At 42.5% G+C, this 12,239-nt stretch carries 7 protein-coding genes; 5 read left to right on the top strand and 2 right to left on the bottom strand.

The window, feature by feature from the left end:
* Positions 1-126 precede the first annotated feature (126 nt).
* The 5 genes from Q9G97_RS05810 (at position 127) to Q9G97_RS05790 (ending at position 10,169) form a co-directional block, all read left to right on the top strand.
* Entirely contained in the window at positions 127-1,071 is a 945-nt protein-coding gene (locus Q9G97_RS05810) for a 16S rRNA (uracil(1498)-N(3))-methyltransferase (protein WP_305900098.1), read from the top strand.
* 270 nt (positions 1,072-1,341) lie between these two features.
* Positions 1,342-3,135, top strand: a complete 1,794-nt coding sequence (locus Q9G97_RS05805; protein ID WP_305900097.1) for a bifunctional diguanylate cyclase/phosphodiesterase — start codon at positions 1,342-1,344, stop codon at positions 3,133-3,135.
* Between the two features lie 340 nt (positions 3,136-3,475).
* Positions 3,476-5,269 (top strand): acyl-CoA dehydrogenase C-terminal domain-containing protein, encoded by a 1,794-nt coding sequence (locus Q9G97_RS05800; RefSeq protein WP_305900096.1) that lies wholly within the window; start codon positions 3,476-3,478, stop codon positions 5,267-5,269.
* A 421-nt stretch (positions 5,270-5,690) separates the two neighbouring features.
* Entirely contained in the window at positions 5,691-7,475 is a 1,785-nt protein-coding gene (locus Q9G97_RS05795; RefSeq protein ID WP_305900095.1) for an acyl-CoA dehydrogenase C-terminal domain-containing protein, read from the top strand.
* Between the two features lie 225 nt (positions 7,476-7,700).
* The gene (locus Q9G97_RS05790) at positions 7,701-10,169 is read left to right on the top strand and encodes a site-specific recombinase (protein ID WP_305900094.1); all 2,469 of its coding nucleotides are present in this window, start codon (positions 7,701-7,703) and stop codon (positions 10,167-10,169) included.
* Positions 10,170-10,278: 109 nt separating this feature from the next.
* Here Q9G97_RS05790 and Q9G97_RS05785 read toward each other — a convergent pair whose 3' ends face one another.
* On the bottom strand, positions 10,279-11,115 hold the full coding sequence (locus Q9G97_RS05785; protein ID WP_305900093.1) for a symmetrical bis(5'-nucleosyl)-tetraphosphatase: 837 nt from the start codon (positions 11,113-11,115) through the stop codon (positions 10,279-10,281).
* A gap of 32 nt (positions 11,116-11,147) precedes the next feature.
* Positions 11,148-12,017 (bottom strand): 16S rRNA (adenine(1518)-N(6)/adenine(1519)-N(6))-dimethyltransferase RsmA, encoded by an 870-nt coding sequence (gene rsmA, locus Q9G97_RS05780; protein ID WP_305900092.1) that lies wholly within the window; start codon positions 12,015-12,017, stop codon positions 11,148-11,150.
* Positions 12,018-12,239 lie beyond the last annotated feature (222 nt).

The following is a 12,239-nucleotide window of genomic DNA, read 5'->3' as shown; positions in this document are numbered from 1 at the left end:
CCAGTTTTTTTATGGCTCTTCAAACCCATAATGATAACTTTATAGAATACTGATTATTGTGTTTATCATAATTATCGTATATTTTGTTATATATTCAAATAACATAAATAATAGGAATAAGATAACGTGCGACGTTTTTTTTATGCAGCTACTGACGTTAATAAAGATGGCGAGTGCGACTTTGCAGCCTTGAGTACTTTCGCTATGGGCACTACCCTGACTTTGACAGAGAGCATCACTCATCACTGGTGTCGTGTATTGCGAGCTAATAGTGGTGATCAAGGTGTTTTGTTCGACGGGTTCGGTGGTGAGTACTTGGTTGAGCTGGCAACTATCAGTAAAAAACAAGCAACCGCTACTGTATTAGCTCATGACGCTGACGATCATACAGCACCTATTATTAGCAAAATAGCGCTAGTAATGAGTCGCGGCGAGCGTATGGATTATGCTATTCAAAAGGCCACCGAGCTTGGCGTTACCGCTGTTCAACTATTGACCAGTCATCATGGTGAAGTCACGCTAAAGCCTGCGCAGGTTGACAAAAAGCTTGCCCACTGGCAACAGATCGCCATTGCCGCTTGTGAGCAGTGTGGACTTAATCGGCCGCCCCTTATACTTGCGCCTATCGCTATCAGTCAATGGTTGCAAAATCCTGATACTGAATTAAACGCTGAAATAAATGACAGTATTGAGCTAAATGATGACTCAAACAATAAAGCGATGTCGACTGATAAAGCCGTGTCAGTGAGCGTTATTGTCGCAAAACTCAGTCAAGATAGTTATTATCAAATATTAGGTCACAAAGCGGATATTAGGCTGATGCTCAGCGTACCATCAGCGGATCAACCGCGCGCGCCTGCGACTCTTAGCTCAGTACTCACATCAGTACTCACACAACCATTACCCTATATTGAGTTACTGATTGGGCCTGAGGGCGGATTGAGTCCAGCTGAATGCCAGCAAGCCGAGCAAGTTAACTTTTTACCTTGGCAAATCGGTAATCGTGTCCTGCGCACAGAGACTGCACCTGTGGTTGCATTGGCTACTTTGCACGCGCTTAGCCATTATTGATAACCAATACTTTAGGGTCAACATATATAGTTCATTTATTTTAGACACACAACCACTTGAGGGGTATGATTATTATGAGAACCTAGGTTTTGTAGTCTCTGTCAGCGTAGGTAGTAAGCCATAACATCTGTACTAGTCACGCGATACCAGAGTGCCTGTCTGTTTTACTTAGCATCCATTAAGAACTAATTAAACTTTTGTCTGTATTTAATGTTCAAAATGTGGTCTAATTGGTCAAATTATTTTACACTCATTTTGTGAGCTTAGATTATGAGTACTATATCCCCACTCTCAAACTCTATTAAGCAGCAGTTGTTTGCGCAATTGTGTGAGCAATTTGATGACGGCATATTCATTTTGGATGCTAATCTTTGTTATATAGGCATTAATCCAGCTTATGAGCTAATGATGGGCTATGATTTAGAGTTCTTACTGGGACGAACCATTGGGGTTTATGCGGCTGAATTTTTATCTGAGTCAGAACGCACACTTTTAAATAGTGTTATTCACCTCCTAAAAAGCACAGGATTTTATGAGCAGGAATTTTCATTGGCGACGCGCTATGGTCAAATGATAGAGTGTCAGATTAGCTGTCGCAGAATAGACGCAGATGGTGAGATTTATTATGTGGGTACGATTCGTGATACCTCAACACTCGTCAAAGATCAAAAAAAAATTACACACTTGATTAACTTTGATCAGGTTTCTGGATTACCCAATCGTAAGTTATTTTTAACTCAGGTCAGCGAGCTATCGCTTAATAGTAGCGACGAGATCGTTATTGTGCGCTTTGATATCGATAATTTTCGCACGCTTACTAATACTCTAGGGATCAGCTGGATAAACCTTTTAATCACTCAATTTGTAAAGCGAGTGACTGCGCAAGAGCTAGAGTATTTAAAATGCTTTTCTCATTTTGGTAGTAATGATTTTGCTATGGTATTTCAGTGTAGTGATGGGCAGATGGTTCAGTATCAGCTTGATAGATTAACGCAAATTTGCGAACAACCCTTTGTATTAAGTAACGCCTCGGATAATGCTTCTACTAACAGTGATACAGTATCGAAAGCTTATGATCCAATAGCTGCTTATGATGTCGTTGATACAGACAATACTCTTGAGGGTAGCTATGTTTATTTGCATCTATCCATTGGCGTTAGCCGTTACCCCAAAGATGATAATCAGCTGCCGAGTCTACTAGCTAAAGCGGAAAAAGCGCTGCATTATGTCAAAGAGCATGATGGGGTAAATATGAGCTGGTATCATGACGAGCTCAATGAGCTAAGCGTAGATGATTTACTGTTAGAAGCAGAATTGCGCAAAGCAATCGCTGATCAGCAGTTTATTCCGCATTATCAACCAAAAGTCGCTTTAGCAACAGGGCAAATCACAGGATTTGAAGCCCTAGTACGCTGGCAACACCCTACCCGTGGCCTGCTTAAGCCTGCTAAATTTATTGAAGCTATTGTCAAACACAAGCTATCCTTTGAGCTGTTTTGTCAATTGGCTAAGCAAATTTCTGAGCATCTAAGCGAGTGGAAGATGTTAGGATTTGAGCAATATATCAGTATCAATGCTGATGCTGCTGAGTTTAATCATCCTGATTTTTTTGGCTTTGTCAGCCATCTGTTTAGCGAGTACGCTATTGATCCTATTCAGTTGCACATAGAAGTCACTGAATCCTCTTTAATGCTACGTCACTCAAAGGTTAAACGGCAACTAACTGCCCTCAAAGACTTAGGCGTCTGTTTAGCACTTGACGACTTTGGTACAGGCTACGCCTCCCTAAGCTACTTGCAAGAGTACCCGTTTGACTTTATCAAAATTGACAAAAGCTTTATGTACAGTATTGTTGATAATAAAACGCAGCAGGCTATCGTAAAAGCTATTTTAGATTTAGCAACAGCTTTAGATATGAGTGCTATTGCTGAGGGTATTGAGACTATAGAGCAGCGTGATATGCTCGCTCAAATGGGCTGTCGCTATGCTCAAGGATATTGGTTTAGTCGCGCTGTCGATGCCAAAGTCGCAACCCAATTGCTAACTGATCAGGTGAGCTACTAGCCTAAATTCTAAGTTCCTTATACCAATCTATAAATTAGTTATGTTCATTATAAAAACCTCTTAAATCATCTATCCCTTTGTACTACCCGCGAATAGCTGTGACTATCAGTACACGCCATAATTAGTATGCAAGTTTGGTTGATGACTTATCAGTATTATCTGCAAACTTGTAAAATCCTCTGTTAACGCCTATCTTTTACACTGTATTTATTACTCTTAATGTAAATCGTATATCCAAGTATCGAATTTAAGCTATTGGTTTAATTATCATAATAATGATTTCTGATAGCTTTTTCGTAATTATCGATACGATTATATAGTCAATAAAGGATAGGACAACATGCAATATAAAGCGCCCTTACGTGATATGAAATTTGTCATGCATGAACTGCTAAATACTGAAGCGCATTATCAATCTATCGATGCTTTTTCCCATATTGAGTCGGACATCGTAGACAGCTACTTAGAAACTGCTGCTAGTTTTGCTGAGAACGAATTATCACCCCTCAACCAAAGCGGTGATGCAGAAGGTTGTCATTTCGATAATGGCGTGGTCACAACGCCCAAAGGTTTTAAAGAAGCTTATAAGCAGTATTGTGAGCTGGGCTTTACCTCGTTGACAGCTGAAGAAGAATTTGGCGGTCAAGCAATGCCGGTGTCACTCAACTCAGCTATTTCTGAGTTTATGGGTACAGCGAACTGGTCATTTGGCATGTATCCTGGACTCTCAGAAGGCTGCATCTCGACCCTTGAGCATCATGGCACTGACGCGCAAAAACAAAAATATCTGCCTAAATTAGTCGCAGGCGTTTGGTCTGGTGTTATGTGTTTAACTGAGCCGCAGTGTGGCTCGGACCTTAATCAAGTACGTAGTAAAGCTGAGCCGAATGGCGATGGTAGCTATAGCATTACAGGTGGTAAGATTTGGATTTCAGCAGGTGAGCATGATATGTCTGAGAACATCATTCATATCGTACTCGCGCGCCTACCAGATGCTCCAGCGGGCACTAAAGGCTTGTCGCTATTCGTTGTTCCTAAGTTTATGGTCAATGAAGACAGCAGCTTAGGCGAGCGCAATGCGGTCTCTTGTGGTTCAATTGAGCACAAAATGGGCATCAAAGCCTCAGCCACTTGTGTTATTAATTATGATAGCGCAACAGGCTACTTAATTGGTGAAGAAAACCGTGGTCTAAACTGTATGTTCACCTTTATGAATGTGGCGCGTATTGGCACGGCTATTCAAGGGGTTACTGCCTCACAGTTTGCCTTTCAAGGTGCATTGGCATTTGCCAAAGAGCGCTTAGCCTTTCGCTCGCTAGATGGTGCTAAGTTCCCTAATAAAGCAGCTGATCCTATCATCGTCCATCCGGCGGTTCGCGATATGTTACTGACGACCAAAGCCTTTGCTGAAGGTGGTCGTGCTTTGATCTGCTATATGTCGCAGTTTGCTGACACCGTTGCCAAAGGTGAAGGCGAGGCGCTTGAATACGCCAATCAAATGTTGTCATTACTGACCCCTATTGGTAAAGCATTCTTGACTGAAACGGGTCTTGAGTCCGCGCATCATGGTGTGCAAGCATTAGGTGGCAGCGGTTATTGTGTTGAATATGGTCTTGAGCAAAACGTTCGTGATACCACGATTGCCTGCATCTATGAGGGTACTACTCAGATTCAATCCCTTGATCTAATCGGTCGTAAAGTACTGAACTCACAAGGTAAGCTATTGGCTAACTTTATCAAAGTTATTGAGCAGTTCTGTGAAGACAACGATAACAATGAGCAAATGAGCCAGTTTACAGCGCCACTTGTGCAGCACCTTGAGCAATGGAGCGAATTAACCGCAGACATCGCTAATCAAGCGGAAGAGAATCCTGAAGCCGTTGGCGGTGCAGCGGTCGATTATATGTACTTTAGTGGTTATGTCACTCTCGCTTATCTATGGGCTCGTATGGCAAAAGTTGCGCAAACTGAGATTGCTAACGGCAATAGCGAAAAAGCGTTTTATGATGCCAAAGTTAAGACGGCACAGTTCTTTTTCGCAAAACTGCTACCGCGTACCTCTACTTATGCTGAGCGTATCGCGACAGGTGTTGAGCCGTACATGAGTATGGATGTTGAGCAGTTTGAGTTTTAATGGCTTAAATATCAATAGCTTAAAGCTATTGATAAGCACGAATATATTGCTTTAAATGTTCTGTTTTAGATATATCAGCAATATACCCATCGGCAATATACTCAGGTATGTTGCCGATTTTGCTATTACGCTATTTAAAAATAAAAGATACTGGCATAAAACAAGTCCAGGCATTAAATCAACAAAAACAGAAATACTTTATTTTTGCGTAATTCAAGAGCTACTGATAACTTTTAGTACACGCATAATTCACGAACCGCTACACAAGTTCGGCGGCTAATTTGCTAAACTTTAACCATCTATTATTTAGCTTATACATAACAGAATATATAGGGCGTATTGAACATTCGACCGTGGCACTGACAGAGACTATTTGTGAATGTTCAATACGCCCTACTAATACCAACAAAAAGGATTTTTTATGTCAGTTTATAATGCTCCTCTTAATGATATGCGCTTTATCTTAAACGATGTATTCAAGGCTCATGAGCTTTGGCAGAATAACGAAAGCTTAGCTCATGTTGACATGGAAACCGTCGATATGATCTTAGAAGAAATGGCCAAATTATCTAAGAATGTCTTATTACCTATCAACCGTAGTGGTGATGAGGAAGGCGCAACCTTTCAGGGTGATGGCGTAGTTACTACCCCTAGTGGTTTTAAAGAAGCCTATAAGCAATACGCTGAATCAGGTTGGGTCGGCTTGGGCGGCAATCCTGAGTACGGTGGTCAAGGCTTCCCTAAAATGGTCACTATGCTGACCGAAGAGATGCTGTTTACCACCAATCAGTCTTTTGCGTTATATCCCAATCTGACGGTTGGCGCAACCTTATGTATGAATGCGGCGGCCTCTGATGAAATCAAACAAATCTATTTAGAAAAAATGTACTCAGGCGACTGGTCAGGCACGATGTGTTTGACTGAACCTCATGCCGGTACAGATTTGGGTATTATTAAGACCAAAGCTGAGCCAAATGATGATGGCAGCTATAACATCTCAGGCACTAAGATTTTTATCACAGGCGGCGAGCATGATCTAACTGATAATATCATTCATTTAGTACTAGCCAAGACGCCTGACGCCCCTGTTGGCTCAAAGGGGATTTCTTTATTCGTTGTGCCTAAATTCTTGGTCAATGATGATGGTAGTTTAGGCGAGCGTAATACTTTAGCCGTGGGCTCTATTGAGCATAAAATGGGTATCAAAGCGTCAGCGACTTGTGTGATGAACTTTGATGGTGCTCGTGGCTGGATGATCGGTGCTGAAAATACTGGTCTATCTTCTATGTTTATTATGATGAACTATGAGCGCGTCACTATGGGTCTACAAGGCCTTGGTGGCTCTGAGCTGGCTTATCAAAACGCCGCCGCTTATGCCCTTGATCGCGCGCAAGGTCGTAGCGATACGCAATTACAGAGTCCAGAAAAGCCTGCCGATGCTATTATTCATCATGCCGATGTACGCCGTATGCTATTGAATGCTAAGGCTAATAGTGAAGCTTCGCGCTGCTTTGCTATGTATGTCGCTCAGCAGCTTGATCTCGAAAAATTCAGTGCCGATCCTGATGTTGCACAAGCTGCCGCTGCTCGTGTTGCTTTATTGACCCCAATCGCTAAAGCCTTCTTGACTGATAAAGCGCTTGAGGCGACCGTTGATTGCCAGCAAGTCTTCGGTGGTCATGGCTATGTACGTGAATGGGGTATGGAGCAGATCGTTCGTGATACTCGCATTGCGCAGATTTATGAAGGTGCCAACGGTATTCAAGCACTCGATCTACTAGGACGTAAGGTTGCCCGTAACGGCGGCAAATATATTGATAACTTCCTAGCCGAGATTCGTGATTATGTGGCGTCAATGAGCGCTGAGCATGGTATCAAACAAGCGACTTTGGGTGCAGCTGATACGGTTGAAGCCTTGACCAAAACGGTGCTGGCGAATATTCAAGATCGCAAGAATGAAATCAATGGTTGTGCGGTTGACTATATGCACGCTGTTGGCTACTTATGCTACTCATACATGTTTGCAATGATGGTAGAAGCAGCTGATGGCCAGCAAGATAAGTTCTATACTGATAAGGCCAAGCTTGCTGATTATTTTGTCGGTCGTATCTTGCCACGTATCGATGCCCATGCGCAGATGGTACAAGCTGGTAGTGATCCGATGATGAACTTTGATTTGGATTATTTTAACGTTGCTGTTAGCTAAGAGTTGCTGTCAGTCAATAATAGCCTTTAGTCTGTAAAACTTATTAAAATAAAAAGGACAGTTTGATACTGTCCTTTTTATTTGCCTGCAATCAAAACAACTACTAACAAAATAATTGACTATAACTGTCTTATTCAGATTAAAATGATGCCAATAGTGTTGCTACCTATTGAGGCGTGAAACGTTGGATAACTCTTGCAATATAACTACGATAAAGGGTCTACTGTGTCAGAGATAAAGCGCATTTTGCAGCAGATTACTGCGCTAAGCGAGGTTCCCGACGCGTCGGTTCTCAAGCGTTTGGTCGATGAATTGCGTGCAGGAGAAAAAGAGCCTGCACTTGCCAATAAAAAGCTGCAAGAGCTTATTGATATTTTGCGTCTGCATCCTGAATATGGCGATGGGCTTGCCAGCTTTGTATTAAAGCTGATTATAAATTTACGTCAAATCGCGCTCTACACTGATACAGGGATCATGTCGGATCAAGGCTTTTTTAGTAGCTTACGCCGCCTGATTGGTCATCGATTTTTGCCCTTATTGCCCCAAGAAGAATCTGTCGTTGAGCTGGTAGGTTATTTATTCGATAAGCCGCAAGATGAACGCTGGCTGGCTAATATAGAAAAAGATAAATGGGATACGCTGGTTAGTTTATTAAAAGTTAAAGAGGACCATCTAACTTTGGTCGCTACTGCCAAAAACAGCATCTTAAACGCTATTGTTATTTTATCTTATCGCATCAGCGGTATAGGTCTACATCCTGATTTGATGGAATCGTATCCTGAGATATTGAACTATTCAGCCGCTTTTGTCGCGCAAAATCAAGAAGCGGTGCTGTTTGTGAATCAATACCGTCAAGCGCATGAGCTAGATACCTTAACGGATATTACTCCTGAACAAGCGGTCAATCCAGCACCCTTACTTGTGATGCTCGAGCAGTGTGAAGATATCGTCGCTACTATACGTAAACGTATCTATAAGACAGGTATCTCCATTCACTTAACCAATATGATGCTACGTCTTGATCAAAGCTTGCGGCGGGTACGTATCCTGGCGGAGCTGGTAACCGATGATCGTAGTAAGCGCGATAAGGCCATTATTGAGCTGATTGAGACCTTGATTACTACGGCTAATAATCGCTATAGCATAGGCTATTTGATTGATAATAGTACCAAGCTACTCTCGCGCAAAGTCACTGAGAATGCTAGCCGCGTTGGTGAACATTACATCAGCACCGATAAATCAGGCTATCAAAAGATGTTCAAAAAAGCCTCAATCGGTGGCTTTATCATTGCCTTTATGGCTACTATTAAGATACTGGCCTATCACTTAGCACTCGCACCTATAGGTCGCGCTTTTATTAATAGTATGATTTATGGCTTGGGCTTTGTCTTTATTCATGTGGTACATGGCACAGTAGCCACTAAGCAGCCGGCAATGACAGCGGCTGCGATCGCCTCTACTATTTCAGACAGCTCAGGCAAAAAATCCCATCAGCTTACCAAGCTGTCTGAGCTGGTCGTCGATATTATGCGTACACAGTTTATCGCGATTATGGGTAATGTCATGCTCGCCATCCCTGTCGCCTTAATTATCTCATTTGTCTGGCTACAATATACTGGCGAATCAATGATTGACACCAGAAAGGCGGTGCACCTGCTACATGATTTAGACCCGTTTCGCTCGCTGGCTCTACCGCATGCGGCTATCGCTGGTGTTTATCTATTTTTATCAGGCTTGATTGCAGGCTACTATGATAATTTGGCCGTTTATAATCAGATTGGCGCTCGTATTCGTCGGCATTGGCTCTTGCAATATCTGCTGCCCAAATCATGGTTACAGCGCTTAGGCGGCTTTGTAGAAGCGAATCTTGGCGCGATTATGGGTAATTTCTTATTTGGTGTGTTTTTAGGAAGCACGGCGACCATTGGCTATATATTCGGCTTGCCCATTGACATTCGCCATATTGCCTTCGCTTCGGCGAATCTTGCTCATGGCTTATTCAATATATCAGCATCAGATATGAGCTGGCATTTATTACTATTATCAGTATTAGGCGTGGCTTTAATCGGTATAGTCAATTTAATGGTTAGCTTTTCATTAGCCTTATTTGTCGCGCTACGCTCAAAAGAAGTACGCTTCTTTGAATGGGGACGCTTAACCAAATTAGTGATTGGGCACATCTTTAGTCATCCCTCAGACTTTTTTTGGCCACGTGATAAGCCTATGCAGTATGCGAAAATAGACAGCCAGGGCCATATGATATTTGAGGATAATTCTGCACAAAAAAGCGGTAAAGCGATTCCAAGTAACTATGTTATGAGGCGCTTATCTGATGTCAAAATACCACCTGAAATCGTGCAAGTGGTCGCTAATGGTAGTACGCTAAATACTGATATTAATTATGATACTGATGTTGATACTGGCGTTGACAGTGGTATTGATACTGGATCAGTAAATAATAGTGCTAGCACGCAAGCAACCAAAGCATCCAAAAAGGTTGTGAACTTAGATGACGGCCTAATAGATGAAGAGCTAACCAGCACACCCTTTACCAGTGATATCCAATATAATCAAGCTACCAAAACCTTAGATGCCGAAGACCACTTAAATAATCCGACGAATCCTGAGAAAAAAGCAAGCGGTGATGCCAAAACACCCCTACCAAAACCTAAAAAACCGCCTAAACTACCCTAGATAAGTTTATGGCGGTCACTACCGTTGTTAACAAAATTTGGTACAAACAGAATCCGATGTGGACAAAATTTAATAGAACTAGTCTGATGCCACTAGCATTGTCTAACGGTTACGATTTTGGACAATGGGCGCTTGATCTAATGACTTGTCCATCAATTAACCGATAAGCTAATAGGTCATTACCCCAAACGCAGCCACCATCTAATGCACGCGCATGAGGCAGATCGACATTGCCTTTTAGCGCTGCCCAATGTCCAAACAGTATCTTACGCTCACGCGGGACTTGCCAAGCAAACCAAGGTAGATAGCCATTTAACATCGGCTCATCAAGACTCCCTGTAAAGCTAAATTCCAGCATGCCATCCTGCTGACATAAACGCATACGGGTAAAGTAATTGGCGATAGCACGCATCTTAGTATAGCCATGGATATCGTCATTCCACTCGTCCGCCCTCTTACTATAAAGATTGGGCAACAAGCGCTTGAGCTGCGTGATACTACCTCGAAGCTGGGCTTGTAATTGCTGGGCATAGCCCTCTGCTTGCTTAATAGTCCAATGCGGCGGAATACCTGCGTGCACAAGTACCGTATGCGCATCAGGATAGGCCAAAATCGGCTGATAACGTAACCAGTTCAATAGCTCATCGCAATCATCTGCGGCAAATATAGGCGCGGTTTTATCCTTTTTCTTAATATTAGTCGCACCAAGCCAGACCGCAAGCAAGTTTAAATCATGATTGCCAAGCACTGTGGCAGCGGCACCACTCTCACATAACTTTTTGACATCGCGTAAAGTATTTAGTGAGTCCTCACCGCGAGCGACTAAGTCACCTGCAAACCATAGTTTATCTTGCTTGGGATCGAAGTCTAAAGTTTTAAGCAGTTGTTCAAAAGCGCCGTAGCAACCTTGCAAATCACCAATGACATACTGATGGCGAAAACTCATAAAACCTCAAAAATTATTTATTATAGTTAAAATTACTCTACTATCTCGACCGACTTAGCCTGATTGCTCAAGGCCACAAAGTCACTCACGCTTAATGTCTCTGGACGTGCTTGTGGGTCTATATTGCAAGCTGCAAAATCATCTTCGCTAAGCGTTGGTAGTAAGGTTGATTTTTTAAAGATAGCGCGTAAAGTTTTGCGGCGATGATTAAAAGTCTCACGCACCACAATAGCAAAATAGTCCTCATCTTGGGCGACTATAGGCTTAATCACATGTGGGGTCAGACGAAACACGGCGCTGGTGACTTTAGGCGGTGGATTAAACGCGCCTCTTGGCACGGTTAATAGATAATCGGTATCGCAATGATACTGCATAATGACAGATAGACGCCCATATATCTTGCTACCAACCTCAGCAGTAATACGCTCGACCACCTCTTTTTGGAGCATAAAATGCATGTCTTCAATGACATCAGCGTAGCTTAGCAAGTGAAATAATATCGGCGTCGAGATATTATACGGTAAGTTACCCACGACCCGCAGCTTGCCACGATCAGTGCTGTATAGCTCACGGTAATCGACATCCATAGCATTGGCTTTGATAATAGTGAAATTCGGATGGCTGTTCGCGCCAATACGAATCCGTAAACTATCCGCCAAGTCACGATCCAACTCAACTACAGTCATTGCGTCAACCTCGGCTAATAGCGGCTCAGTCAACGCACCCATACCAGGACCAATCTCAATTAAATTATCATCACGCTCAAGGCGTATGCTATTGACGATCTCACGGATAACGCTGCCATCATGTAAGAAGTTTTGCCCAAAGCGCTTACGCGGCTGGTGCTTGGCAGTACGCAAGCTATTGGTAAGTGACTCAGTATCGAATGTAGGTTTAGACATAAAGGATTCTTACTTAAGATAATAAAATGGTTTTGGTGCTAATTGACGTTAAAAAACTTAGCAATTTTTGATGTCAAATTATAGCACAGCTCGTAATTGAGCTGTATTTTTGAAATATTATTATCGATAGGCTATCGATGCTTTAGCGCGATCGATACAATTGCTTTTTTCGTTCTCAAGTTATCTACGATCATGTTTTTTTAGGAACAATGACGTAGATTG

This window comes from Psychrobacter sp. M13 (genome assembly GCF_030718935.1).
In the GTDB taxonomy this organism is placed as follows: Bacteria; Pseudomonadota; Gammaproteobacteria; order Pseudomonadales; family Moraxellaceae; genus Psychrobacter; species Psychrobacter immobilis_G.
The sequence above is the reverse complement of the archived record's forward strand: the minus strand, read 5'-3'. Positions and strand labels throughout refer to the sequence as shown.

Coding starts and splice junctions, on each gene's coding strand:
- Q9G97_RS05795 (WP_305900095.1), top strand. CDS start 5,691: ATGTCAGTTTATAATGCTCCTCTTAATGATATGCGCTTTATCTTAAAC.
- rsmA (WP_305900092.1), bottom strand. CDS start 12,017: ATGTCTAAACCTACATTCGATACTGAGTCACTTACCAATAGCTTGCGT.
- Q9G97_RS05785 (WP_305900093.1), bottom strand. CDS start 11,115: ATGAGTTTTCGCCATCAGTATGTCATTGGTGATTTGCAAGGTTGCTAC.
- Q9G97_RS05805 (WP_305900097.1), top strand. CDS start 1,342: ATGAGTACTATATCCCCACTCTCAAACTCTATTAAGCAGCAGTTGTTT.
- Q9G97_RS05800 (WP_305900096.1), top strand. CDS start 3,476: ATGCAATATAAAGCGCCCTTACGTGATATGAAATTTGTCATGCATGAA.